Consider the following 24,474-nt stretch of genomic DNA (forward strand, 5'->3'; position numbering starts at 1 on the left):
GCCACAGGCCGTCATGCCGGGCGCCCACGGGGCGGACGGGGCAGCGGGGCCGACCACGGGCCGGGGGCCCGCTGCCACGTCCTCAGGATACCGGCCGCCTACGACGCCGGGCGGTCGAAGATCGCACCGATGCGGGGCGGTGCCGGCTCGCGTACGGGCTTCCCGCCGAAGTGGATGCCGCCGCTCCCCTGCGGGCCTCCTCCGCCGCGGCCCTGGAAACGCGTACCGGTCAGGTACGACCGCTCTTGCACCAGCTCCCGGACGGCGGTCTTCACCTTCTCGGCGTCCACCGTGCCGTCCTCGCTGAGGTAGGGACTGAGGTCGTCGCCCCGGTGCAGGAACAGGTCGGTACCGTCCGCGAGGCTCTCGCCGGCGAGGCGGACGACCTCGGCCCGCTGGAACGCGGCGAGGCGGCCGCCGGTCTCCTCCAGCCGCGCCTGAGCCTCGCGAAGCTGCGTCCGGTACTTGGCGGCCTCGCGACTGGCCTTCCCGCCGTCCTGCTCGCCCTCCAGGGCGTCTCCGGTCGGCTCGACGTCGGGGGTACTCGCCTCCTGAGTACCCTCGGCGGGCGGGGCCTGCTCGGTCTGCTGCTCGATCTGCTCGGTCTGCTGCTCGGTCATGGTCTCCTCCGTGTGTTCGGTGGCGGTCATTCGGTGGCTCCGGTCGGGAAGACGCCGTAGTCGGCGTTCAGCCCGCGCAGGATGTCCAGGACGTCGGTCGAGTCGTAGCGGGCCTGGAGTTCGTTGCTCCGACCGCGCGCCCATGCCTGCCACCGGTCGGGGTACGGCGGCGGCTGTCCGGCCGCGAGGCTGCCGCTGACGGCCTCGCGGTTGTCGTCCCACCACTCGGTGAACTCCTCCACCGAGGGCGCGATGAGCAGCCCCAGGACGCGCGGGTGCATCACGGTCTCGCCGTGCAGCGGGTCACCGGGGGCGTCGATCCGCGAGACGTGCGGATAGAGATCCTCCGCCCCCGGTACGGGCTCGGTCTTCATGAGTTCTCGTCCTCCCTAGCGGGGGGTGTGACATTCCTGGCCAACTTCTCGACGGCGGGGCGGCTGATCTCCTCGGCCAGGCTGTAGATCCACCTGACCCGGTCGTTGCCGTACTCGACTTCATCGACCGTGAGCAGGCCCAGGAGGTGCAACTCCTGCAGCACCCGGTCAACGGTCTTGCGGGGCAGCTGCAGCCGCTTCACGACGTCCCTGGTGGGGCTGTCAGGGTGCGCGGCCACGTCGAGCAGCACCCGCAACCGCAGCGGCGGCATGGAGTCGCCAGCGCAGCGGACGGCGACTGCGAGGGCCTCCTCGCGGGGCATTCCCAGGGCGATGCCGCCGCGGACGATCTGGCCGAGTTGCTTGGTGAACCGGGTGGGCATCTCCGGGGCGTGCGCCTGGACGACGTTGCCCGCGTAGTCGCGCTCGACGGCCGTGCGGGCGAGCGTCACGATGTCGGCGAGGTCGAGCAGCGCGAGCATCTCGTCATCGGTGAGCGTCACCTCGGCATCGCGCTGGACGCCGTCGAGCAGCCTGCCGACGCAGTGGGACAGCTGCTCGCGCATGTCGGTCTCGTGGTTGGTGTTGCGGAGGGCCTGGAGGCCAGCGGCGCGGCGACTGTGGCTCTTGGCGGAGTCGACCCGCACCAGGACGAACCGGTCGCCCATCGCGCTGACCACCGAGTGCGCCGAGTCCCAAGCCGTGGTGACGGCGCCGATGACGACGAGACGTCCCTTCCACGTCAGGGTCTTCCCGCCGTCGGCGCCGATGTCGCGGTCCCATCGGCCGTCGCACACCTCGCGGAGCGCGGCCATGACGGACGCTCGGGTGTCGCGGTGCATCGAGATGATGGACGTGAAGTCCTTGATGACCAGCAGCCCGTCCGATCCGATCTTGCGCAGGAGGCCGCCGGTCGCGTCCTTGCTCCGCTCCTTCTCCGAGGTGCCGGACAGGAGGGCGGCCTCGCCGCTGATGGTCGACACGATGACCGCCCCGGCGCCCGCGAGCGGCATCACCGTCTCCGTCTTGGCCGCGCCGGACCCGGACACCACCAGCAGCCAGCACGGGTCACCCTGCAGCCGTTCGGCGGCCGCTGTGGACAGCACCGCATCGAGGGCGCCGGTGTCGTAGTCGGCACCGAGCCACCGGTGGAACAGTGCGCGAGTCTCGGTCAGAAGTTGGCCAGATATGTCAGACCGGGCCTCGGGAGACGGGGCATCCGTCCGGGGGACGACATGCTCGCACCCCTCTGTCTCGTGCCGCTGGCACCGCGTACAGAACCCGGACGCGTCGAGCACCGTCACGCGCCACCTCCCGAGAGACTCTCGGTCAGAAGTCGTGCGCAGGTGGGCCCATGGCGCCGTAGGTCGTTGGCGACGCCGAGGCGCTCGACCTCGGCCGCAGCGAGGCGCACCGGGTCATCCTCGGCCAGCGCGCGGAACGCCAGCGAACCGGGCCGCGGCATCGCATCGCCGGCGCGGGCCCAACCCGTCCGAACGGTCGCCCATGGTTCAGGGAGGTCGGTTACCCTGGCAGGGACGTAGCCGCCGCCTTGCTGCTCGTCTTCGGAGGTCGCCCCTGCGCCGGGGCGGCCTTCCTCGTTGTCAGGCTGCATCCGAGGCACCACCGCTCTTGCGTGTGGCGGCGCGGGCGGCGCGGGCCTTGGAGGACGCCAGGGCGAGCTTGGCGAAGTACGCCTTGCGGGCGGCCTCGGCGCGGCGCGCGCGCTCGTCCGGCGCAAGGACGCCGTCGGGGTCGACCTGCTTCTCGAATCGGTCGAGGAATGCCTTGCGGGCGGGGGCGGTCATCTCGACCGGGTCCTCGGTGGCAAGGCGGGTGTTGGCTGCGATCTGAGCGCGCAGCCTGCGCTGTTCGGGCGTGAGCGCCACGGTCCTACTCCCGTAGAAACGTGAACGCCGAGCCAAGGGAAGAGACCCGTCCTATGGGTCGATCTTCGCTCGGCTCGGCGGTGCGCCATTGGCCCGGACTGTGCGCCCCGCGGCCGTTCACCGTTCGCCCCTACCTGGACCACTTGCGGCGTCTCGCCTCCGGCGGTGCGCCGGGGGTCCGTCTCGGGACTAGCTGCTCAGCATTCGGTTGTAACGATCACGATAGCGCAGCGTTGACGCGGTGCGCTACAAGTCGCCGAGGTTGAGCCGACGCGCCTCCTCGGCCGCCCGCTTCTCCGTCGTCGCGCGGGTGTAGCGGTCGATCATCTCTCGCGACGACCATCCGGCCACCGCCATGAGCCCGCCTTCAGACCCGCCCGCTTCCAGCCAGCGACCGGCGGCGGTGTGCCGCAAGATGTGGGGATGAAACCCCTCGATGCCCGCGGCCTCGGCGCGGCCCTTCAGCGCCCGATACAGACCGTCGTAGCCGAGACCCTTGCCGCGATCCCCCAGCCACAGCCGCGGCGTCCCCGCGAGGCGGTGAGTGCGGCGGGCGCGTAGGTACCTATCGAGGGCTCGGCCGGTCTGCACGCCGAACGGCACCCGGCGCCCCTTGCCGCCCTTGCCGCGCCGGACGACGGCGGTTCCGGCGCGCAGGTCGAGGTCCGGCAACTCCATGTCGACCACCTCGCCGGCGCGGGCGGCGGTCTCCACCATGAGCCGGACGAGCGCCTCGTCGCGCCGGTCGCGCATGTCCTTGCCCTGGCACGCCTTGAGCAGCGCTTTCAACTGGTCTTCGGTCAGTTCGGGGATGACCTTGACGTCGAGCTTGGGCGGCTTGAGTCCGGCGAGGTGGTCGGCGTCGATCTCGTCCTCGTCGGCCAGCCACGCCGAGAACCGCCGGACGGCGGCCTGCCGGGACTTCACCGTCGCGGCCTCGGCGCCGTCCTCGATCAGCGAGGCGGTGAAGGCGTTGACGGTGGGCCGGTCCAGTTCCGGCGGGACGTCCGCGCGGTCGGACCACCGCACGAAGGCGCGCACGCCGTCTGAATAGGTTCGGACCGTCCGGTCGCTCTTGCGCTCGGCGCGCAGGTGCAGCAGCCAGCTGTCCAGCAGGGCCAGGACGTCATCTCTCGTCATGCGGATATCTTGACTAAGAGCGCTGCGCTTGGCAAGCGAAAGCCGGTGACCCGACGTTTCCGCAGGCCACCGGCCGGTTTCGCTTACTTGCTCACTCCAGATACTCGCGGAGCATCTGCGCGCGGGACGGGTGGCGCAGCTTCGCCAGCGTCTTGGACTCGATCTGGCGGATCCGCTCCCGGGTCACGCCGAACTCGCGGCCCACCTCCTCCAGGGTGCGCGGATGGCCGTCCGCCAGGCCGAACCGCAGCTGGATGATGCGCTGCTCCCGGTCCGACAGGGTGCCGAGGATGTCCTCCAGCTGGTCCTGGAGCAGGATGAACGCCGCGGCCTCGATCGGCACGACGGCGTCCGCGTCCTCGATGAAGTCGCCGAGGTCGGAGTCCTCCTCGCCGATCGGCGACTGCAGCGAGACCGGCTCCTGGGCGATCCGCTGGATCTCCACCACCCGGACGGGCGACAGCCCCATCTCCAGGCCGATCTCCTCGGGCGTCGGCTCCCGGCCGAGGTCCTGGTGCATCTGCCGCTGCACCCGGACCAGCTTGTTGATCGTCTCCACCATGTGGACCGGGATGCGGATCGTCCGGGCCTGGTCGGCGATCGCCCGGGTGATCGCCTGCCGGATCCACCAGGTGGCGTAGGTCGAGAACTTGAACCCCTTGGTGTAGTCGAACTTCTCGACCGCACGGATGAGTCCGAGATTTCCCTCCTGGATCAGGTCGAGGAAGAGCATTCCCCGGCCGACGTACCGTTTCGCGATCGAGACCACCAGCCGCAGGTTGGCCTCGATCAGCCGTTGCTTCGCCCGCACGCCCTCGCGGGAGAGCATTTCGAGGTCGATCAGCTCGCCGCGGGCGAGGACGGCGGTACGCGCCATCTTCTCCTCGGCGAACAGTCCCGCCTCGATCGATTTCGCCAGTTCTACTTCTTCTTCTGCCGTGAGCAGCGGTACGCGACCGATCTCTCTCAGGTAGATCCGAACCAGGTCGCTCGTCGGCGCCCGCTTGCCGAGGTCTCCCTCATCCGCTCGCGTGACGTCCTCGGTCTCCTGCTGGGATTCGAGGACCTCCACCCCCTGCTCTGCGAGCATCCGGACGACCCGCTCCAGCGAGTCGTCCGGCAAGTCCGAGCGATCGAGCGCGGCAGCGACGTCCTCGACGGTCACACCGCCGCGCTCTCTGCCGCGTGCGACGAGGTCCGCCACCTGATCAACCGATGGCGCCTCGCTAGGCAGCACCGAAGGGCCCACGCAGACAGTCTGCGTCAAAGGAGGGCTAGATCACAGGACCCATTTTGCGGTCCCTTGACTTACTGTGATCCAAGCCCTCGCTCGCGCAACACCCGTCGCTGCTGCTCAAGCGCGACAAGATCGCCGAAGAGCTTGTGGTATTCCTCCTGCGCCTCGGCCGGATTCAGCCGCCCGAGTTTAGACTTCGCGTCCGCGATCATCCGGGTGAGCTGGCGCTCCTGTATCCGGGCCAGCAATTCCCCGGCATAGCGGTCATCCGAATCGTGGGCGGACCGCACCGGCTCCACGCCGAGCTTGGTGAGCAGATCCCTGACCTGGTCGTTCGGCGCGCTCTCCAGCAGCAGGGCGACCCACTCGGCGACCCCGCCGGCCGCGCCCACCCCGCCCGCCACCGCGCTCACCGCGCGCACCGCCGCGTGCGGCGGCGCGATGAACGCCTCGGCCGGGACCTCGTCGAACGCCGGCCCGAGCAGCGCCGGGCGCTGCACCGCGAGCTTCAGCAGCTCCCGCTCGCGCTGCACCTCCGGGTCGGAGGGGTCGAACACGGGCCGCTGCGGCGGCCGCGCCTCGGCGCCGTTCCCGTTCCGCTCGTCGCCGCCCGGCCGGCCGTTCCGGCCGTTTCCGGCCGGGGCGCGCCCCGCCTGCGCGCGCGCGTGCCGGCGGTTCGCCAGCTCGCGGACGCGGCGCAGCACGAACTGCTCGTCCATGATGCCGAGCCAGCGGTCGAGGTTGACGGCGTACATGTGCCGGCGCGACCGGTCCTTGATGGCGGCGACGACCGGGGCCGCCGCGTCCAGCGCGGCGAGCCGCCCCTCGACGGTGTCGAGGTCGTGCTGCTCGATCGCGCTGCGCACCGCGAACTCGAACAGCGGCAGCCGGGAGGCGACCAGGTCGCGCACCGCCGCGTCGCCGTGCCGGATCCGCAGGTCGCAGGGGTCGAGCCCGTCCGGCTGGACGGCCACGAAGGTCTGCGAGACGAACTTCTGCTCGTCGTCGAACGCGCGCAGCGCCGCCTTCCGGCCGGCCGCGTCGCCGTCGAAGGTGAAGATCACCTCGCCGCGGAACTCGTCCTGGTCCATCAGCAGCCGGCGCAGCACCTTGATGTGGTCGTCGCCGAACGCCGTCCCGCACGTCGCGATCGCGGTCGGGACGCCCGCGAGGTGGCAGGCCATCACGTCGGTGTAGCCCTCGACCACGACGGCCTGCCTGCGCCGCGCGATCTCCTTCTTCGCCAGGTCGGCGCCGTACAGCACCGAGCCCTTGTGGAAGAGCGGCGACTCGGGGGTGTTCAGGTACTTGGGGCCGTCGTCGTCCTCGTAGAGGCGGCGCGCGCCGAACCCGATGACGTCGCCGGACAGGTCGCGGATGGGCCACATCAGCCGGCCGCGGAAGCGGTCCATCGGGCCGCGCCGGCCCTCCTTGGCGAGGCCGCCGGCGACGATGTCGCGGTCGGCGAACCCGCGGGCGCGCAGGTGCCGGACGAGCCCCTCCCACTCGCGGGGCGCGAACCCGACGCCGAACCGGGCGGCGTCGGCGGCCTCGAAGCCCCGCTCGGACAGGAACTTGCGCCCGATCGCCCCCTCCGGGGACTCCAACTGCCCGGTGTAGTACTCGGCGGCGGCCTTGTGGGCCTCGATCAGGCGGGCGCGCTGGCCGCCGTCCTGCCGGGGGCCGCGCCCGCCGCCCTCCTCGTAGCGGAGCTGGATGCCGGCCTGGGCCGCGAGCCGCTCGACGGCCTCGGAGAACGACAGGTGCTCGATCTCCTGGACGAACTTGATGACGTCGCCGCCCGCCTCGCAGCCGAAGCAGAAGTACAGGCCGCGGGAGGGGGTCACGTTGAACGACGGGGACTTCTCGTCGTGGAACGGGCAGAGGCCCTTGAGGTTGCCACCGCCCGCGCTGCGCAGCTGCAGGTACTCGCCGATCACGGCGTCGATGGACGCGCGCTCCCGGACGAGTGCGATGTCCTCATTGCGAATCCGGCCTGCCACGACGAAGGAGTCTACGGCGGGCCCGCGACATCCGGCGCTTCCCCGTCCGAAACGGCCGCGCACCCGCCCCGGGGAGGCCGTCCGGGGACGCCCTCCGGAAAGCCGGGAACGTCCTACCTTGGGGCAAATGCCATGGTCCATGGCCGGACTCGGCCGGAACGACCACCGCCAAGTACGGATTTAGTCTGGACAACCCGGACTGTCGCGCGATGTGATGGCGAACCGAGATTTTGCTCACACCCAGGCGGACGCGATGACGGATGTTGTGCTCGACGGCGTCGACAAGGTGTATCCGGGCGGGCACACCGCCGTCCGGAACGTCCGCCTGCGCATCAACGACGGCGAGCTGTTCGTCCTGCTCGGGCCGTCCGGCTGCGGCAAGTCGACCATCCTGCGGATGATCGCCGGGCTGGAGGAGATCACCGGCGGCGACCTGTGGCTGAACGGCACCGTCGCCAACGACCTGCCGCCGCGCGAGCGCAACGTCGCCATGGTGTTCCAGGAGGGCGCGCTCTACCCGCACCGCACCGTCAAGGGGAACATGATGTTCCCCCTGGAGGTCTCGGGCGACGACCGCGCCGAGGCGAGCGCGAAGGTCGTCGAGCTGGCCCGCGCCCTCGGCCTCAACACGATGATCGACCGGCTGCCGCGCACGCTGTCCGGCGGCCAGCGGCAGCGCGCCGCGATCGGCCGGGCGCTCATCCGCGAGCCGTCGCTGTTCCTGATGGACGAGCCGCTGTCCAGCCTGGACGCGGGGCTGCGCACCGAGCTGCGGGTCGAGATCGCCGCGCTGGTCCGCTCCACCGGCACCACCACCGTGTACGTCACCCACGACCAGGTCGAGGCCATGACGATGGCCGACCGCATGGCGGTGCTGCGCGACGGCGTCCTGGAGGACGTCGGCACCCCCGAGCAGATCTACGAGGACCCGGCGACGGTGTTCGTGGCCGCGTTCCTCAGCTCCCCGCCGATCAACCTGCTCCAGGCCACCCTGTGGGCGATCGAGGGCGAGGGCCTGCTGCTGGACTTCGGCCCGCAGCGGCTGACCGTCCCGTGGGACGACCCGCGCGCGTCCTCGCTGATCAGCCACCACGGCCAGGCGGTGATCGTCGGGATCCGGCCGGACACCCTGATGCCGATCGCGCCGGGCGCCCCCGCGCCGCACGGGTCGGTGCTGTCCGGGCAGGTCCGGGCGCTGGAGTTCCACGGGCACGAGTGGCTCGCCTACGCCGAGGCGGGCATCCCCACGATCGACGCGTCCGAGGTCGGGCGCCCGCCGCGCGCCCCGTCCCACGAGGCGGAGCCCGCCGGCTGGCGGGACCGGCTGCGCGAGATGCTCGGCAAGCCGGCCCCCGACGAGGGCCTCGCCGAGGAGCACGCCGGCCACCACCGGCGCTCCGACCTGGTGTTCCGCATCGCGCCCGGCGACCGTCCCGACCGCGGCGACCACGTGGCGCTGACCGTCGACTTCGACCGCGTGCTGTTCTTCGGCGCCGACGGCCGCCGCGTCACCCCCGTCCACCGCTAGCCGCCCGCAGTTCTAGTCGCCGGCCGCGGCGCGCAGCCTGCGCAGGCCCGCCTCGATCGCGGGCAGCTCCACCGCGCCGTACCCGAAGACCAGTCCGGGGACCGCCGGCCCCGTGACCGCGAACTCCGACAGCGGGAACAGCCCGACGCCCGCGCCGAGCGCCCGCGCGGCGATCGCGGCGTCGTCGGTCCCCGTCGGCAGGACGGCGCTCAGGTGCAGCCCCGCCTCCGCCGGGACGACGGCGAGCCGGTCGCCGAACAGCTCCGGGAGCAGCCCGGCGATCCGCTCGTGCCGGGCCCGGTACGCGCGGCGCGACCTGCGGATGTGCCGGGCGAGCAGGCCCTCGTCGATGAACCGGGCGAGCGCCGCCTGCGCCGGCAGCTCGGCGTGCCAGGACGAGACGTACCGCGCCATCCGGAACGCGCGGTGCAGGGACGGCGGCGCCACCAGGAACCCGAGCCGCAGCACCGGCCGCATGATCTTGGAGAAGGTGCCGGTGTAGAGCACCCGGCCGTCCTCGTCCAGGCTCTGCAGCGGCTCGATCGGCCGTCCCCCGTACCGGTACTCGGTGTCGTAGTCGTCCTCGACGATCACCACGTCGCGGCGGCGCGCCCAGTCCAGCAGGGCCCGGCGGCGCGGCAGCGACATCGGCATGCCCAGCGGGAACTGGTGGGACGGCGTGACGTACACGGCCCGCGCGTCACCGGGCAGCGCGTCCACGCGCAGTCCCTCCGCGTCGACCGGCACGCCCCGGACCCGCATCCCGGCGGCGGCCAGCAGCATCCGGACGGGCGGGTACCCCGGGTCCTCGACGGCCACCGTGTCGCCGGGTTCCAGGAGCACCCGGACGATCAGGTCGAGCGCCTGCTGCGTCCCCGAGGTGACCAGGATGTCGCGGCCGGCCGCCCGCACCGACCGCGAGACCCCGACGTGCCGGGCGATGGCCTCGCGCAGCGCGGGCAGCCCCGCCGGGTCGCCCGCCGCGCCGGGATCGCCGAGCGCCGAGGGGCACAGCAGGCCCGCCATGATCCGCCGCCACGCCTCGTAGGGGAACAGCGCCGCGTCGGGCAGCCCGGCGCGGAAGTCCCACCGGATCCCGGGCATCGGCCGGGGCCACACGGCCACCTCGTCCCAGCGCGCCCGGGGCCGCAGCGGCGACGCCGCCGGGGCGCCCCGCGCGGCGGACCCGGTCTCCCGGACGAACGTCCCGGCGCCCACCCTGCTCTCCAGGAAGCCCTCGGCGGCGAGCCGGTCGTAGGCGGCCGCGACCGTGTTGCGGGAGATCGCGAGCCGCCGCGCCAGCTCCCGCGTCGGGGGCACCGCCTCGCCGGCGCGCAGCCGCCCGTCCAGGATCGCGGCGCGCAGTTGCGCGTAGATCTGCCCGGCGAGGTCGCGGCGGCCCACCAGGCTCACATGCAGGTCCACGAGGGCCCACCTTAAATCGGCTCAGTCATTTCCCGCGTTTTTGGCCCTTTACCTGAGCCTCTGGACCTTCCTAGCGTGGCCGCATGGATCTGATGACCGAACTCTCGACCACCGACTTCCGCCCGCTGGACCGCAGAGCGGCGGACCTCTACCTGTCGGCCGTCGCGCAGGTGAAGCCGGACGCGCTCGCCCTGCCCACGCCGTGCGCGGACTGGACCCTGCACGGCCTGCTGCGCCACCAGGTCGGCCAGGACGAGGGCTTCGCCGCGGCGGCCCGGGGCGGCGGCGACCGCCTGTCCGACTGGCGCGGCGGCGACCTCGGGGACGATCCGTACGCCGCTGCGGCGGCCAGTGCGGACCTCGTGGCCCGCGCCTTCGCCGACGTCGCCTTGGACGCCGAACTGGCCCTCCCCGAGCTGGGCGGGCGCTTCCCGGCCGCCCTCGCGATCGCCTTCCACCTCGTCGACCTGGTCGTCCACGCGTGGGACGTCGCCGCCGCGATCGGCGTCCCGTGGGAGCCGGCGGACGACCTCGTCGCCGCGTCGCTCAAGGTCGCCGCCCTCGTCCCCGCCGAGGGCCGGGGCCCCGCCGACGCGTTCGCCGCGGCCCTGCCGTCCCCCGCCGGCGCGGCCCCGCGCCGGCGGCTGCTCGCCCTGCTGGGACGGGACCCCTCATGGCACTGAAGAGCAGGGCACTGAACAGCGGGGCACTGAAGAGCGGGTCACTGAGAAGCCCCTGGCAGGCCGGTCCGGCCGCCGCCGCGGGGCCGGTCCTGGTGAGCGTCACCGACTTCACCTGCGCGCACGCGCGCGACCTGCCGTCCGTCTTCCGGGCGGGCATGGCGCTCCGCCGGTCCTGGCCGGACCTGGAAGGCGCCGTCGGCCTGTGGCTCTGGTCGCGGCCCCGGCAGCGGCGGTGCGGATCGGTCTCGGTCTGGACGGACGAGGCCGCGCTGCGCCGCTTCGTCGGCTGGCCGCCGCACGTCGCGATCATGCGCCGGTTCCGGGACCGCGGCACGATCCGCGCCCATGCCTGGCGGGCGGACGCGTTCGACTCGGTGGAGGTGTGGGCGCGGGCCGAGGGCGTGCTGGCTCAGGCGGACGCGGGGGCGGGCTCGCAGACCGCGTCGCGGTAGAGGCCGATCTTCATCTTGATCTGCGCCTGCTGCTCGCGCAGGGCGGCGATCTGCTCCTCCACCCGGCGGTCGTGCTCTTCGAGCAGGTCGAGGCGCTCCTGGAACGTCCCGGTGCCGCCGCGGGCCAGTTCGGAGTAGCGCAGCATCTCCGCGATCGGCATCCCGGTCCCGCGCAGGCAGCGCAGCATGTGGAGCCAGGCGAGGTCGTCGTCGCTGAACACCCGCCGGCCGGCGGCGTTCCGGGCGATGCCCGGCAGCAGGCCGATCTTCTCGTAGTAGCGCAGGGTGTCGATGCTGAAGCCGCTCTTGTCGGCGGTCTCCGCCGGAGAGTAGGAGCTCACGTCCTCCAGGATTCCACCTGGAGTGCGCTCCAGGTCAATGCGCGCCCGGCGAGGCCGCTTGACCTGGAGCGCGCTCCAGGTCGCACAGTGGAGGAAAGAGCGGACACACGACCACCAGGGACTGCCATGCGCATCGGACTACAGGTTCCCAGCTTCACCTTCCCCGGCGGGCCGGAGCAGATCGCCCCGACGTTCGGCCGGATGGCCCGCGAGGCCGACCAGGGCGGGCTGAGCTCGTTCTGGGTGATGGACCACTTCTTCCAGATCACCGGGGTGGGCCCGGCGGAGGAGCCCATGCTGGAGGGCTACTCCGCGCTCGCCTACGCGGCGGCGCTGACCGAGCGGATCACCCTCGGGACGATGGTCACCGGCGTCACCTACCGGCACCCCGGGATCCTGGTCAAGACCGTGACGACGCTGGACGTGCTGTCCGGCGGGCGCGCGTGGCTCGGCATCGGCGCGGCCTGGAACGAGGAGGAGTCGCGCGGCCTCGGCGTCCGGTTCCCGCCGACCGCCGAGCGGTTCGAGCGGCTGGAGGAGACGCTGCGGCTCGCCCACCAGATGTGGCAAGGGGACGAGTCGGCGTTCGAGGGCGAGCACTACCGGCTGGAGCGCCCGCTGAACTCGCCGCCCGCGCTGCGCCGCCCGCACCCGCCGGTCCTGGTCGGCGGCGGCGGGGAGAAGAAGACGCTGCGGTTCGTCGCCAAGTACGCCGACGCGTGCAACCTCTTCGACGGCGACGAGCTGCCCCGCAAGCTGGAGGTGCTCCGGGAGCACTGCGAGCGCGAGGGGCGCGACTACGCCGAGATCGAGAAGACGTCGCTGGCCCTGCTCCCCGGCTCGCCGTCGGTGGACGAGGTCGTCGACGTCGTCGGCCGCGCCGCCGAGCGCGGCGTCGACCAGGTGATCTTCTCCCAGGCCACCGGGCAGGACCTCGCCGGCGTGCTGGCCGAGGCCGCGGCCCGGACCGAGAAGGTCATTCCGGCGGGCCGCTGAGCCGCGGTCCCGCCGCCGCGCGCCGGACGGCGGCGAGCTTGTCGGGGTTGAGGACGCGGCGGACGGCGGTGACGCGGCCGTCCGCGACCTCCACGATGTCCACGGCGAACAGCCGGCCGTCCCTGATCGCCAGCAGTTCGCGCCGGCCGTTGATCTCCGCGAACTCCAGCCGCAGCGCGTTGCGGGCGGCGACGCGCAGCAGCGCGGTCGCGACCCGGCCCGCCCCCGCGATGACCTTGCGGGCGGCGAAGACGCGGCCGCCGCCGTCGGTGGTGTAGGCGGCGTCCGGGTCGAGCAGCGCCAGCAGCGCCGCCTCATCGCCGCGCTCGTAGGCGTCCCGGAACGCCGCCAGCACCGCCGCGCGCTCCTTCGGGGACGCCGGGCGGGACGGCAGCGCCGCGGCGACCTTGCGGCGCGCCCGCGAGGCGAGCTGCCGGCACGCGGCGGCCGACTTCCCGAGCACCCCGGCGATCTGGTCGTAGGGCACCCCGAACGCCTGGTGCAGGACGAACGCGACCCGCTCGGGCGGCGACAGCTCCTCCATCACGACGAGCATCGCGGTGCCGGCGGTCTCGTCCAGCAGCACCGGCTCGGCGGCGTCCGGCCCGGTCGGCAGCGGTTCGGGCAGCCACGGCCCGACGTAGTCGACGCGGCGCGCGCGGGCGGAGCCGAGCACGTCGTAGGCGCGGCGCGCGGCCGCCGTGATCAGCCAGGCGCGCAGGTCGCGGACGTCGTCCAGCGTCCCGCGCGCCGACGCGCGCAGCCACACGTCCTGGACGATGTCCTCGGCGTCGGCGACGCTGCCGGTGATGCGGTAGGCGGCGCCGAACACGGCGGGGCGGTGCTCCGCCCACTCGTCGTCGAGGCGGGCCATGTCAGGCCGCCGCCGGCGTGAACACCCATTTCTTGTACGACCAGTAGCGGAACGCCGCGCCGAGCCCGACGCCGGCGAGCAGGCCGAGGTTGTAGGCGATGCCGCCGTGCAGGCCGAGGGTGTAGTAGGTGAAGCCGGTGCACAGCACCTGGATGAGCAGGCCGACGCCGTTCAGCGCGAAGAAGATCGCGACTTCGCGGCCGGAGCCGTCGCTGTCCCGGTGGCGGAACGTCCAGTGCCGGTTGAGCAGGTAGGACGTCAGCGTCGACACCACGGTCGGGACGACCACGCTGATGACCGGGCTGCCGCCGAGCCAGGCGCGCATCAGGTTGGCACCGAAGATCATGATGAGCGTGCCGACGCACCCCACGAAGCCGAAACTCAGCAATTCGCGGAGGAATGTCCGGTATGCCGGGGCGGACGAGACCGAATCGACCGGTCTCGACCGCTGCAAGGTGCTCACTTGCCCAGACCTTACCTGAGTAGGACATATCCGAAAGTCGGAACCCCGCTAAAAGATCAAGGGGGCGCGCCGTCAGCCCTCCGCCGCGGCGGCGAAACCGGCGCCGAGGGTCGTGGCCCGGCTGCCCCACCGGGCGACGGCCCACCCCGCGAACCGGACCGCCGCCACCACCCCGACCGGGGCGCCGAGCAGCGCGACGCCCATCGCGCCCTCGCTCAGCCCGAGCCGCTCCTTGATCTGCGGGATGCGGGCGACCCAGGCGGCGGCGACGAGCCCGCGCGGGGTGAACGCCGCGGTGACCGCGAGCCGCGCCCGGCCGAGCGCCGCGATCTCCTCGTCGCCATCCGGCCGACCGTCCGCGGCCGGGATCAGGCGAGATCGGCCAGCGGCACCGCGGGGTCGGCGAGGCGGGCGGCGTCCACCGGGCGCCGCGAGCGGATCAGCGCTTGGACGTCCCCGGTGACGTCCCACACGTTGACGTTCATCCCGGCGACCACCCGCCCGCCCGACAGCCAGAACGCGATGAACTCGCGGGCCGCGCGGTCGCCCCGGTACACGACCTCGTCGTACTCCCCCGGCGCCGCGACGCCCGACATCTCCATGCCGAGGTCGTACTGGTCGGTGAAGAAGTACGGGATCCGGTCGTAGACGACGTCCTGGCCGAGCATGGCGCGGGCGGCGGCCGGCCCGCCGTTCAGCGCGTTCGCCCAGTGCTCCACCCGGATCCGCCGCCCGAGCAGCGGATGGTAGGCGTTCGCGACGTCGCCGGCGGCGAAGATGTCGGGATCGGAGGTGCGCAGCGACTGGTCGACGAGGATCCCGTCGGACACCTCCAGGCCCGCCTCCTCCGCGAGCCGGGTGTTGGGCCGCACGCCGATGCCGACGACCACGACGTCCGCGGGCACCTCGGCGCCGCCGGAGGTGACCACGGCCGACACCTGCCCGGCGCCCCAGAACCCGGCGACGCCCTGGTCCAGCCGCAGGTCGACGCCGTGCTCGCGGTGCAGGTCGGCGAACATCCCGCCGAGCTCGGGCCCCATCGCGGCGTGCAGCGGCGCCGGCTCCGGCTCGATCACCGTCACCTCGTTGCCGTGGGCGCGGGCGGCGGCGGCCGTCTCCAGCCCGATCCAGCCCGCGCCCGCCACCACGACGCGCCGGCCGCCGTGCGCGAACGCCTGCTTGAGCGCCGCCGAGTCGGCCATCGTGCGCAGGTAGTGGATGCCCTGCAGCTTGGACCCCGGCACCTCCAACCGGCGCACGGACGAGCCCGTCGCCAGCAGCAGCCGGTCGTAGCCCACCGGCTCCTTGGTGGACAGCCGCACCTGGTGCGCGGCCCGGTCGATGGACGCGACGGAGGTGCCGAGCCGCAGCTCCACGTCGTGCTTGTCGTACCAGTCCGCCTCGTGGACGTGCGCCTTGTCGCGCGGCTCCTTGTCCAGCAGGAAGCCCTTGGACAGCGGCGGCCGCTCGTAGGGCCGCTCGATCTCGTCCCCGATCAGCAGGACTTTGCCCTCGAAGCCCTCCGCGCGGAGCGTCTCCGCCGCCTTGGCGCCGGCCAGGCTCGCTCCGGCGATGACGAACGTCTCCTCGGGCATGGCGACCTCCTGTAGTTGACCTGTAGCTATAGCTACAGCGGCGCCATGGGGGAAACAAGGGCCGAAGGCGCGCGTCGGCGCGCGGACGCGGGGCGGCGGCGGCCCCGGCGGGCCCGCCGATCAGCGCGGACGGCCGCCCAGCATGCGGTGCCGGGCGATCGCGGACAGGTCGGTCAGCGAGGCGATCTGGTCGATGACGGCGCGCAGCCGGGCCGCGTCGTCGGCGGCCTCGGTGAACGCGGCGCGGAATCCGGGGTCGAGCGTTTCGGGCGCGCCGGCCAGCATCAGCTCGGCCAGCTCGGTGATCAGCGTCCGCTGCCGGGCCCGGACCTCCTCGTGGCTGATCCACACGTAGTGCGCCGTGATCCCCTTGAGCAGGGCGTTCTCCAGCCGCTGCGCGCGCGGGACGATCAGCTCCGCCGCGTACCGGGTGAGCGGCCGGTCCCCGTAGGCGGCGCGGGTCGCCGACTCGGCGGCCAGGCAGAACCGGCCGATCAGCGTGCTGGTGAGGTTCTTCAGGGCGGCGAGGCTGCGCGGCGTCCCGTCGTAGCGGTCCGGCCAGTAGGGCTCGGCGAGCAGCGCGGTGAAGCGCTCCTCCAGCTCGGCGAGGTCGGCGTCCGGGCAGTACAGCTTGGCGGCGGTGGCGGCGACGAGGCGGCGCTCGGCCGGGTCGGCGAGCCGGGCGAAGTCGATGTGCCCGGCGACCAGCGCGTCCTCCAGGTCGTGGACGGAGTAGGCGACGTCGTCGCTCCAGTCCATCACCTGGGCCTCGAAGCACGTCCGGCCCTCCGGCGCGCCCTCCCGGACCCAGGCGGCGACGTCCAGGTCGTCGGGGTAGACGCCGAACTTGCCGTTGACCGCCTCGGCCTGCGTCCACGGGTACTTCATCGCGGCGTCCAGCGCGGCGCGGGTCAGGTTCAGCCCGACGCTGCGGCCGTGCAGGGGCGGGCCGTCCGGCGCGAACGACTTCGGCTCCAGCCGGGTCAGCACGCGCAGGCTCTGCGCGTTGCCCTCGAAGCCGCCGCAGTCGCGGGCGACGACGTCGAGGGCGCTCTCGCCGTTGTGGCCGAACGGCGGGTGCCCGATGTCGTGCGACAGGCACGCCGCCTCGACCAGGTCGGGGTCGCAGCCGAGGGACTTGCCGAGCTCCCGGCCGACCTGCGCGCACTCCAGCGAGTGCGTGAGCCGGGTGCGCAGGCTCTGCACCGTGTCGGCCACCGCGTCGGCGCCGGGCGAGGCGACCTGGGTCTTGGCGGCCAGCCGCCGCAGCGCGGCGCTGTGCAGGACGCGGGCGCGGTCGCGCTCGAAGGCCGTCCGGTCGCGGCGCTTGGCCGGCTCCGGCGCCCAGCGCCGCCGGTCGCGGGCGCCGTAGCCCGCCGTGTCGCGGTAGCCCGCGGTGTCGTTGCTCGTCATGGCCCTATCCAGGGTAAGCGGGCGCGGCCGGTTCAGCGGCTCGGCGGCGCCGAGGACGGCGCCCCCGGCGTCCCGGAGGACGACGGGCCCGGCGTCCCGGACGGGTCGATGCGGATGCGCTTGATGGTCTCGTCCGGCACCTGGACGCTCTTGCCCAGCAGCACGTACGACAGGTAGCCGCCGGTCTCCCGGACGATGTAGTTGAACTGCGTGTCGCGGGTCTGCACGCTGGGGCCGCTCCGCGTCGGCGACGCGGCGGCCTCGATGCCCTGGTCCTCCGCCATCTTCTTGGACCGCAGCCCGTGCCAGGGGTCGGTGACGATCACGGCGGACGACCAGTGGTGCCGGTCGAACTCGGCGCCGACGGCCTTGAGGCTCTCCAGCGTGTCCCGGCCGACCGGCACCGAGAAGACCTTGGTCGCGGGCACCCCGCCCTGCTCGATCAGCCAGGCGCGCCCGGCGCCCGCCTCGGTGTAGTTGTCGCCGGGGGCCTTGCCGCCGACGGTGACGATGGCGGGCGCGACGCCCTCGCGGTAGAGCTCCAGGGCGTGCTGCAGCCGCCACTTCAGCGTCGGGGACGGCCGCCCGTTGTACTGCGCGGCGCCCAGCACGATGATCGCGTCGGAGCGGGGCCGCTCGTCCTGCCGGGCCTGGTACCAGATCCGGGTGCCGACGGTCAGCGGCGTCAGCACGGCGATCGCGAGCAGCCCGAGGACGATGCTCACCGGAACCGTGAACCAGGGCGAGCGGCGGCGGCGCCGGCGCGGGCCGTCCGGGGTCTCGGCGGCGGGCTCTTCGGGCTGGGGCTCCGGCAATTCCACTTCCAACGTCATCGCATCGGACACACTAGGTGAGATGGTCCGGCGCGCGCCCGAAGTTCGGGGGTACCGCGTGTTACCGACCCCACACGGCCTTCGGCGGCCGGTTCCCCGCCGGAGGGAACCGGCCGCCCGCCGGGTGCGTCAGCGGCTGTCGCTGCCGCCCTTCGCGCCGCCCGCGGCGTCCGCCGCCGCGATCGCCGCGCGGCCGGCCTCCAGCCGGGCGACGGGGACGCGGAACGGCGAGCAGGACACGTAGTCCAGCCCGACCTCGTGGCAGAAGTGCACCGAGTCGGGGTCGCCGCCGTGCTCGCCGCAGATGCCGAGCTTGAGGCCCGGACGGGCCCGGCGGCCCTCCTCGGCGGCGATCCGGACGAGCCGCCCGACGCCCTCCCGGTCGAGGGTCTCGAACGGCGACGCCCCGAAGATGCCGAGCTCCAGGTAGCGGGAGAAGAACGCCGCCTCGACGTCGTCGCGGGAGAAGCCCCACGTCGTCTGGGTGAGGTCGTTGGTGCCGAAGGAGAAGAACTCGGCGGCCTCGGCGATCTGCCCGGCGGTCAGCGCCGCCCGCGGCAGCTCGATCATGGTGCCGACCAGCGCCGGGACGTCCACGCCGGTGGCCTCCCGCACCTGCGCGAGGATGCCGCGGGCCTCGTCGCGGACGGCCTCCAGCTCCTGCACCGCGCCGACGAGCGGGATCATGATCTCCGGGCGCGGGTCGCCGCCCGCGCGGCGGCGCGCCGCCGCGGCCTCGGCGATCGCGCGCACCTGCATGGCGAACAGGCCGGGAATCACCAAACCGAGCCGCACGCCGCGCAGTCCGAGCATAGGGTTCTGCTCGTGCAGTCGGTTGACCGCCTCGAGCAGTCTCCGGTCCTTGGGGTCCGCGTCCTCGCCCGCGAGCGCGACCCTGACCGACAGCTCGGTGATGTCGGGGAGGAACTCGTGCAGGGGCGGGTCGATGAGGCGGATCGTGACGGGCAGCCCGTCCATGGCCGCGAAGATGCCCTCGAAGTCGCCGCGCTGCAGCGGCTCCAGGGCGTCCAGCGCGGCCTGCCGCTCGGCGTCGTCCGCGGCGAGCACGAGCTCCTCGATCAGCTGCCGCCGGTCGCCGAGGAACATGTGCTCGGTGCGGCACAGCCCGATGCCGGCGGCGCCGAACCGGCGGGCCCGCGCCGAGTCCTCCGGGTTGTCGGAGTTCGCGCGGACCTTCAGCGCGGCGCGCGCGTCGGCGTGCCTCATCACGCGGTCGACGGCCGTGACGAGGTCGTCGCCGTCGGGCGCCAGCTCGCCCTCGAAGTACCGGACGACGGGCGAGTCCTCCACGGGCACCTCGCCGAGGTAGACGTCGCCGGACGACCCGTCGATCGAGATGACGTCGCCCTCGGACACGGTCACGCCGCCGGGGGCGGTGAAGTGGCCGTTCTTGACGTCGACGTCCAGCTCCTCGGCGCCGCACACGCAGGTCTTGCCCATGCCGCGGGCGACGACGGCGGCGTGCGAGGTCTTGCCGCCGCGCGAGGTCAGCACGCCTTTCGCGGCGACCATGCCGGCGAGGTCGTCGGGGTTGGTCTCGCGGCGCACGAGGATCACGTCCTCGCCCCGGTCGGCCAGCTCCACGGCGCGGGCGGAGCTGAACACGGCCTTGCCGACGGCCGCGCCCGGCGAGGCGTTCATGCCCTTGGTCAGTTTCTGGACGCCGTCCACCCGGCTCGCGAACCGGGGGAACATCAGCTGCGCGAGCTGGTCGCCGGTGACGCGGCGGGCGGCCTCGTCCACGTCGATGAGCCCCTGGTCGAGCAGCTGGCAGGCGATGCGGAACGCCGCGGCGGCGGTCCGCTTGCCGACCCGGGTCTGCAGCATCCACAGCTTCCCGCGCTCGATCGTGAACTCGATGTCGCACATGTCGCGGTAGTGGTTCTCCAGCGTCTCCATGATCTGCAGGAGCCGGTCGTAGGACGCCTTGTCGATGCGCTCCAGCTCCGTCAGCGGCACCGTGTTGCGGATGCCGGCGACGACGTCCTCGCCCTGCGCGTTCTGCAGGTAGTCGCCGTAGATGCCCTGCTGGCCGGACGCGGGGTCGCGGGTGAACGCCACGCCCGTACCGGAGTCCAGGCCCATGTTGCCGAAGACCATCGAGCAGATGTTCACGGCGGTGCCGAGGTCGACGGGGATGCGCTCCTGCCGCCGGTACAGGATCGCGCGGTCGGCGTTCCAGGAGTCGAACACCGCCTTGACGGCGAGGTCCATCTGCTCGCGCGGGTCGGTCGGGAAGTCCCGCCCGGCCTGCTCGCGCACGATCGCCTTGAACCGGCCGACGAGCGCCTCGAAGTCGGCGGCGGTGAGGTCGGCGTCGTTGTCGCTGCCGCGCTCGCGCTTGGCGTCCTCGATGGCCTCCTCGAACAGGTCGCCGTCGATGTCCAGCACGGTCTTGCCGAACATCTGGATCAGCCGCCGGTAGGAGTCCCACGCGAACCGCTCGTCGCCCGCCTGGGCGGCGAGCCCGTGCACGGACTCGTCGTTCAGCCCCACGTTGAGGACGGTCTCCATCATTCCCGGCATGCTGAACTTGGCGCCCGACCGCACGCTGACCAGCAGCGGGTCGTCGCTCTGGCCGAGCTTCTTGCCCATCGCGGACTCGAGGCCGGCGAGGTGCGCGTTCACCTCGTCCGCCAGTCCCTCGGGCAGGTTCCCGTGCTCGAGGTAGTGCCGGCAGGCCTCGGTGGTGATCGTGAACCCGGGGGGCACGGGCAGTCCGAGGTTGGTCATCTCGGCCAGGTTGGCGCCCTTGCCGCCCAGCAGATCCTTGAGGTCCTTGTTGCCCTCAGTGAAGTCGTACACGAACTTCGGCACGGGGAGCTCCTTCTCGCTCCGGTTCCACCCAGTGGCAGGTCCGGGCCCGCCGCGCCGGGGGTGCGCGCCGTCGCGTTCCCCCAGGCAGAAGCGGGTCCGCTGCCCTGTTTGCGGGGACTGTACCCGCGCCCGCCGCGGTTCCTCGGCGCCCGGTGCGCCGGAGGGAGTTTTCGCAGCTCAGACCGCAGATAATGGTCTATTCCAATGGCGAGACCAGCGCCACACCCCGACTCCTCGCCCGGCCGGGGAGAGGGTCGCGCGGCCTTGGGCGCCCATCGCTCGGAAGCGGGAATGATGGATCAAGGAGGTGAGGTTTTGACTAGTCCCCAAGCCGAAGCCGGGGGACCCCCGTGCGGCCTACGGCCGTCCGCCGCCTGCGCGACCCGGATCGCTCCGGGGGGCTTCCTGCTTCGCCGCCGACCGCGTCCGGGATGTCCCGGCCCGTCTCACATCAGCTCCACAGGCCGACACCGAAAGTCCTTCGGCCAGAATGTTCTTGGCGGCGTTGGCGTCCCGGTCATGCCGGGTGCCGCAATCGGGGCACGTCCAGTGCCGAGTGGAAAGGCTCAACCGGGCGAGCAGGTGCCCGCATTGAGAGCACATCTTGGAACTGGGGAACCAGCGGTCGATGACCACGAGCCGACGTCCCCACCGAGCTGTCTTGTACTCGAGCAGAGCGCGGAAGGTGCCCCAGCCGCAGTCGGAGATGCGGTTGGCGAGTCGATGGTTACGGACCATACCTGCGACATGGAGGTCTTCGACCACGATCACGTCGTAGCGACGTGCGAGTTCGGTGGTGGTCTTGTGCAGGAAGTCCTCTCGCGCGCGCTGGACCTTGCCGTGGCCTGCAGCGACCTTTCGCGCGGCCTTCTTGCGGTTGGCGCTGCCCCTGCGCTTGCGGGCCGCGCGCCGCTGGTACCGGGCCAGGTTCCGCTGCTTGCGCTCCAGGTGACGAGGGTTGGCGATGCGTTCCCCGTCACTCGTCACGGCGAAGTCGTTGATGCCCAGGTCGAGCCCGACTCGGGTACCGGCCGTCTTCAGCGGTTCGGGGGCGTGGGCGGCGACGGCGAACGACGCGTGCCACATGCCGTCCGGGTCACGAGACACCGTTACCGTGGTCGGATCAATCGTGGCGGGGTCGATGTCGTCCCAGGACCATACGAACCGCAGTGGCCCGGACATCTTCGCGAGCCGCAACTCGCCGTCCTGGTACCGGAACGCCGACCGAGTGTAGGCCGCCGATTGGCGGCCTACACGAGACTTGAACCTCGGATGGCGGGCCCGTCCGGCCAAGAAGTTCACGAACGCCGTGTACTGATGCCGCAGCGTCTGCTGGAGCGGGACCGAGGAGACCTCGCACAGGAACACGAACTCGGGGTCGCGTTTCAGCTCTGTCAGGTACCGGTCGGTCTGAGCGTAGGAGGTTGTGGTCTGCTCGGCCCAGTAGCGTTTGGTGCGCCATTCCAGGACCTCGTTCCAAACCTTGCGCACGCACCCGAACGTGCGGTTCAGCACCGCCGCTTGTTCAGGTGTGGGGTAGACCCGCACCTTGTATGCCGTACGCATGTTCGAACCGTATTGCAGGGGCCCATGATCGATAAGCGTTTTCGGAAGGAGCGGTTCATGAACCCCGTCCACTCGGGGCCGTCCCGGTTCCATCGGGGCAGCCCTGAAGGAGGCCAGGTTCCTCCCCAGGCCAAAGTCCAAGGATTTGGCGGGAGGTCCAGGTGAGGCCGAAGGTCGCCGGCGGCCGGGCGGGAGATCCGTTCGCCCCCATCGCCGATTTCGGGTTCCTGTCGGACTGCGAGACGACCGCACTGGTGGCGCCGAGCGGGAACATCGAGTGGATGTGCCTGCCGAAGATGGACTCGCCGAGCGTGTTCGGGTCGATCCTGGACCGCGACGCCGGGTACTTCCGGGTCGGCCCGGCGGGCGTCGAGGTGCCCGCCGCGCAGCGGTACATCCCCGGCACCATGGTGATGGAGACCACCTGGTGGGTGCACGGGGGCTGGCTGGTGGTGACGGACGCCCTGCTGATGGGCCCGTGGCACCACGAGACGGAGCGGTCCCACACGCACCGCAGGGCCCCCACCGACTACGACGCCGACCACGTCCTGCTGCGGATGGTGCGGTGCGTGAACGGGCAGGTCCAGGTACGGCTCGACTGCATGCCGGTGTTCGACTACGGGCAGACGCCCGCCCGCTGGGAGCACACCGGCGCCGGGTACCACGAGGCGGTCGCGCGCGGCAACGGGATCGGGCTGCGGCTCACCACCGACATGAACGTCGGGTTCGAGGGGTCGCTCGCCACGTCCCGGACGCTGCTGAAGCAGGGCGAGTCCCGCTTCGTGGCGCTGTCGTGGAGCGAGCACGCGGCGCCGTCGTCGTGGGAGGAGGCGCAGGAGCGGCTCGTCTGGACCGTCCACCACTGGCAGCACTGGCTGGACCGGGGCCGCTTCCCCGACCACCCGTGGCGCAGCCACCTGCAGCGCAGCGCGCTGACGCTGAAGGGCCTGACGTTCGCGCCGTCGGGCGCGGTCGCGGCGGCGGCGACGACGTCGCTGCCGGAGACGCCGGGCGGCGACCGGAACTGGGACTACCGCTACACCTGGATCCGCGACTCCACGATGGCGCTGTGGGCGTTCTACACGCTCGGCTACGACTGGGAGGCCAACGACTTCTTCTACTTCATCACCGACGTCGCCGAGGCGGCCGAGGGCAAGCTGCAGATCATGTACGGCCTGGACGGGCGGGAGGAGCTGCCGGAGTCCACGCTGGAGCACCTCACCGGGTACGGCAACGCCCGTCCCGTGCGCATCGGCAACGAGGCGTACATGCAGGCGCAGCACGACGTGTGGGGCGCGATCATCGGCTCCATCTACCTGTTCGTGCGCAAGCGGGACCGGCTCGACGACCGGCTCTGGAAGATCATCATCAAGCAGGTGGAGGACGCGCTCGCCAACTGGCGCACCCCCGACTGCGGGATGTGGGAGGTGCGCGGCGAGCCGCAGCACTTCACCTCCTCGAAGGTCTTCTGCTGGGTGGCGGCCGAGCGCGGCGCCCGGCTCGCCCGGATCCGCGGCGACCAGGACCGGGCGCGCCGCTGGCAGGCCGCCGCCGACGAGATCCACGCGGACGTGCTCGCGAACGCGCTGGACGAGCGCGGCGTGTTCACCGCGCACTACGGCGCGACGGCGCTGGACGCCTCGGCGCTGCTGATCCCGCTGCTCGGGTTCCTGCCCGCCGACGACAAGCGGGTCCGCGAGACCGTGCTCGCCATCGCCGACGAACTGTCGGAGGACGACCTCGTCCTGCGCTACCGGGCCGGGGAGACCGACGACGGGTTCGAGTCCGATGAGGGCACGTTCACGATCTGCTCGTTCTGGCTGGTCAGCACGCTGGTGATGATCGGCGAGCTGGAGCGGGCCCGCGCGCTGTGCGAGAAGCTGCTGTCGTACGCGAGCCCGCTGCAGCTGTACGCCGAGGAGATCGACCCGCACACGGGCCGGCACCTCGGCAACTTCCCGCAGGCGTTCACCCATCTGGCGCTGATCAACGCGGTCATGCAGGTGATCAGCGCGGAGAACGACGAGCCGCAGCCGCCGCTCGCCTGACCGGACGGATGGCCGGGGCGGCGTCCCGGCCATCCGGAGGCTTGATCACAAGTTGATCGACATACGCCGGAAATGACGCTTTTGTCGGAGGCCCCGGCTACCGTTCCGCCGTGACCACGCCACCGTCCGCTGACGACCTCCCGGAGGACCCCGCCC

The 24,474-nt window shown here is 72.3% G+C and carries 23 protein-coding genes; 5 read left to right on the forward strand and 18 right to left on the reverse strand.

Annotated features, from left to right (window positions below; translation table 11 throughout):
• Positions 1-98: 98 nt before the first annotated feature.
• The 8 genes from ETD96_RS05225 to dnaG form a co-directional block, all read right to left on the reverse strand.
• Positions 99-650: a hypothetical protein gene (locus tag ETD96_RS05225; protein ID WP_138634884.1), complete on the reverse strand. Its 552-nt coding sequence runs from the start codon at positions 648-650 to the stop codon at positions 99-101.
• Entirely contained in the window at positions 647-994 is a 348-nt protein-coding gene (locus ETD96_RS05230; RefSeq protein ID WP_138634887.1) for a hypothetical protein, read from the reverse strand. Before ETD96_RS05230 ends, ETD96_RS05225 begins: the two co-directional genes overlap by 4 nt.
• A complete protein-coding gene (locus ETD96_RS05235) occupies positions 991-2,100 on the reverse strand; it encodes an ArsR family transcriptional regulator (protein WP_138634889.1) in 1,110 nt (369 codons plus the stop codon). Before ETD96_RS05235 ends, ETD96_RS05230 begins: the two co-directional genes overlap by 4 nt.
• A 194-nt stretch (positions 2,101-2,294) precedes the next feature.
• The gene (locus tag ETD96_RS05240) at positions 2,295-2,609 is read right to left on the reverse strand and encodes a hypothetical protein (protein ID WP_138634891.1); all 315 of its coding nucleotides are present in this window, start codon (positions 2,607-2,609) and stop codon (positions 2,295-2,297) included.
• A complete protein-coding gene (locus ETD96_RS05245; RefSeq protein WP_205719112.1) occupies positions 2,599-2,883 on the reverse strand; it encodes a hypothetical protein in 285 nt (94 codons plus the stop codon). Before ETD96_RS05245 ends, ETD96_RS05240 begins: the two co-directional genes overlap by 11 nt.
• Positions 2,884-3,129: 246 nt before the next feature.
• The gene (locus ETD96_RS05250) at positions 3,130-4,023 is read right to left on the reverse strand and encodes a tyrosine-type recombinase/integrase (protein WP_138634894.1); all 894 of its coding nucleotides are present in this window, start codon (positions 4,021-4,023) and stop codon (positions 3,130-3,132) included.
• A 91-nt stretch (positions 4,024-4,114) separates the two neighbouring features.
• Entirely contained in the window at positions 4,115-5,260 is a 1,146-nt protein-coding gene (rpoD, locus tag ETD96_RS05255; protein WP_138634938.1) for an RNA polymerase sigma factor RpoD, read from the reverse strand.
• 71 nt (positions 5,261-5,331) lie between these two features.
• Positions 5,332-7,263 carry a DNA primase gene (dnaG, locus tag ETD96_RS05260; protein WP_138634897.1) on the reverse strand — a complete coding sequence of 644 codons (1,932 nt, stop codon included), beginning with the start codon at positions 7,261-7,263 and terminating at the stop codon, positions 5,332-5,334.
• A gap of 253 nt (positions 7,264-7,516) precedes the next feature.
• On the opposite strand from dnaG, the gene ETD96_RS05265 reads away from it, so the two are divergent.
• Complete coding sequence (locus ETD96_RS05265) at positions 7,517-8,791, forward strand: ABC transporter ATP-binding protein (RefSeq protein ID WP_138634900.1); 1,275 nt, start codon at positions 7,517-7,519, stop codon at positions 8,789-8,791.
• A gap of 12 nt (positions 8,792-8,803) precedes the next feature.
• Here ETD96_RS05265 and pdxR read toward each other — a convergent pair whose 3' ends face one another.
• A complete protein-coding gene (gene pdxR / locus ETD96_RS05270) occupies positions 8,804-10,216 on the reverse strand; it encodes a MocR-like pyridoxine biosynthesis transcription factor PdxR (RefSeq protein WP_138634903.1) in 1,413 nt (470 codons plus the stop codon).
• A gap of 83 nt (positions 10,217-10,299) precedes the next feature.
• Between pdxR and ETD96_RS05275 the strand changes: the two genes are divergently transcribed.
• Together ETD96_RS05275 and ETD96_RS05280 are read left to right on the forward strand one after the other, a co-directional pair.
• Positions 10,300-10,899, forward strand: a complete 600-nt coding sequence (locus ETD96_RS05275; RefSeq protein WP_205719113.1) for a TIGR03086 family metal-binding protein — start codon at positions 10,300-10,302, stop codon at positions 10,897-10,899.
• The gene (locus ETD96_RS05280) at positions 10,890-11,351 is read left to right on the forward strand and encodes a hypothetical protein (RefSeq protein ID WP_205719114.1); all 462 of its coding nucleotides are present in this window, start codon (positions 10,890-10,892) and stop codon (positions 11,349-11,351) included. Before ETD96_RS05275 ends, ETD96_RS05280 begins: the two co-directional genes overlap by 10 nt.
• Here the strand turns inward: ETD96_RS05280 and ETD96_RS05285 are convergent.
• Positions 11,309-11,692, reverse strand: coding sequence for a MerR family transcriptional regulator (locus ETD96_RS05285; protein WP_138634906.1), 384 nt, complete (start codon positions 11,690-11,692; stop codon positions 11,309-11,311). The two genes, ETD96_RS05280 and ETD96_RS05285, sit on opposite strands and share 43 nt — an antisense overlap.
• A gap of 126 nt (positions 11,693-11,818) precedes the next feature.
• Between ETD96_RS05285 and ETD96_RS05290 the strand changes: the two genes are divergently transcribed.
• Positions 11,819-12,688, forward strand: a complete 870-nt coding sequence (locus ETD96_RS05290; RefSeq protein WP_138634909.1) for an LLM class F420-dependent oxidoreductase — start codon at positions 11,819-11,821, stop codon at positions 12,686-12,688.
• Here the strand turns inward: ETD96_RS05290 and sigJ are convergent.
• The 8 genes from sigJ to ETD96_RS05330 all read right to left on the reverse strand — a co-directional run bounded on the left by sigJ (position 12,669) and on the right by ETD96_RS05330 (position 22,270).
• Positions 12,669-13,562 (reverse strand): RNA polymerase sigma factor SigJ, encoded by an 894-nt coding sequence (gene sigJ, locus ETD96_RS05295; protein WP_138634912.1) that lies wholly within the window; start codon positions 13,560-13,562, stop codon positions 12,669-12,671. The genes ETD96_RS05290 and sigJ overlap by 20 nt on opposite strands.
• Position 13,563: 1 nt before the next feature.
• Positions 13,564-13,950, reverse strand: coding sequence for a GtrA family protein (locus ETD96_RS05300; protein ID WP_240807255.1), 387 nt, complete (start codon positions 13,948-13,950; stop codon positions 13,564-13,566).
• 147 nt (positions 13,951-14,097) lie between these two features.
• Positions 14,098-14,496: a hypothetical protein gene (locus ETD96_RS46465; RefSeq protein WP_240807257.1), complete on the reverse strand. Its 399-nt coding sequence runs from the start codon at positions 14,494-14,496 to the stop codon at positions 14,098-14,100.
• Positions 14,394-15,620: an NAD(P)/FAD-dependent oxidoreductase gene (locus tag ETD96_RS05310; RefSeq protein ID WP_138634918.1), complete on the reverse strand. Its 1,227-nt coding sequence runs from the start codon at positions 15,618-15,620 to the stop codon at positions 14,394-14,396. Before ETD96_RS05310 ends, ETD96_RS46465 begins: the two co-directional genes overlap by 103 nt.
• Before the next feature lie 120 nt (positions 15,621-15,740).
• Entirely contained in the window at positions 15,741-17,033 is a 1,293-nt protein-coding gene (locus ETD96_RS05315; protein ID WP_138634921.1) for a deoxyguanosinetriphosphate triphosphohydrolase, read from the reverse strand.
• Positions 17,034-17,065: 32 nt separating this feature from the next.
• Positions 17,066-17,866, reverse strand: coding sequence for a YdcF family protein (locus ETD96_RS05320; protein ID WP_138634924.1), 801 nt, complete (start codon positions 17,864-17,866; stop codon positions 17,066-17,068).
• A 129-nt stretch (positions 17,867-17,995) separates the two neighbouring features.
• Positions 17,996-20,704, reverse strand: a complete 2,709-nt coding sequence (gene ppdK, locus ETD96_RS05325) for a pyruvate, phosphate dikinase (RefSeq protein WP_138634927.1) — start codon at positions 20,702-20,704, stop codon at positions 17,996-17,998.
• A gap of 357 nt (positions 20,705-21,061) precedes the next feature.
• Positions 21,062-22,270: an RNA-guided endonuclease InsQ/TnpB family protein gene (locus ETD96_RS05330; RefSeq protein ID WP_138634930.1), complete on the reverse strand. Its 1,209-nt coding sequence runs from the start codon at positions 22,268-22,270 to the stop codon at positions 21,062-21,064.
• 161 nt (positions 22,271-22,431) lie between these two features.
• On the opposite strand from ETD96_RS05330, the gene ETD96_RS05335 reads away from it, so the two are divergent.
• On the forward strand, positions 22,432-24,318 hold the full coding sequence (locus ETD96_RS05335; RefSeq protein ID WP_138634932.1) for a glycoside hydrolase family 15 protein: 1,887 nt from the start codon (positions 22,432-22,434) through the stop codon (positions 24,316-24,318).
• Positions 24,319-24,474 lie beyond the last annotated feature (156 nt).

The organism is Actinomadura geliboluensis, from assembly GCF_005889745.1.
Classification (GTDB): Bacteria; Actinomycetota; Actinomycetes; order Streptosporangiales; family Streptosporangiaceae; genus Spirillospora; species Spirillospora geliboluensis.

Bases quoted from the DNA above. Each gene is read 5' to 3' on its own strand.
- ETD96_RS05290 (WP_138634909.1), top strand. From the start codon at position 11,819: ATGCGCATCGGACTACAGGTTCCCAGCTTCACCTTCCCCGGCGGGCCG.
- ETD96_RS05240 (WP_138634891.1), bottom strand. From the start codon at position 2,609: ATGCAGCCTGACAACGAGGAAGGCCGCCCCGGCGCAGGGGCGACCTCC.
- sigJ (WP_138634912.1), bottom strand. From the start codon at position 13,562: ATGGCCCGCCTCGACGACGAGTGGGCGGAGCACCGCCCCGCCGTGTTC.
- ETD96_RS05280 (WP_205719114.1), top strand. From the start codon at position 10,890: ATGGCACTGAAGAGCAGGGCACTGAACAGCGGGGCACTGAAGAGCGGG.
- ETD96_RS05265 (WP_138634900.1), top strand. From the start codon at position 7,517: ATGACGGATGTTGTGCTCGACGGCGTCGACAAGGTGTATCCGGGCGGG.
- ETD96_RS05225 (WP_138634884.1), bottom strand. From the start codon at position 650: ATGACCGCCACCGAACACACGGAGGAGACCATGACCGAGCAGCAGACC.
- ETD96_RS05315 (WP_138634921.1), bottom strand. From the start codon at position 17,033: ATGACGAGCAACGACACCGCGGGCTACCGCGACACGGCGGGCTACGGC.
- ETD96_RS05330 (WP_138634930.1), bottom strand. From the start codon at position 22,270: ATGCGTACGGCATACAAGGTGCGGGTCTACCCCACACCTGAACAAGCG.
- ETD96_RS05230 (WP_138634887.1), bottom strand. From the start codon at position 994: ATGAAGACCGAGCCCGTACCGGGGGCGGAGGATCTCTATCCGCACGTC.
- ETD96_RS05275 (WP_205719113.1), top strand. From the start codon at position 10,300: ATGGATCTGATGACCGAACTCTCGACCACCGACTTCCGCCCGCTGGAC.
- ETD96_RS05250 (WP_138634894.1), bottom strand. From the start codon at position 4,023: ATGACGAGAGATGACGTCCTGGCCCTGCTGGACAGCTGGCTGCTGCAC.
- ETD96_RS05320 (WP_138634924.1), bottom strand. From the start codon at position 17,866: ATGACGTTGGAAGTGGAATTGCCGGAGCCCCAGCCCGAAGAGCCCGCC.
- ETD96_RS05310 (WP_138634918.1), bottom strand. From the start codon at position 15,620: ATGCCCGAGGAGACGTTCGTCATCGCCGGAGCGAGCCTGGCCGGCGCC.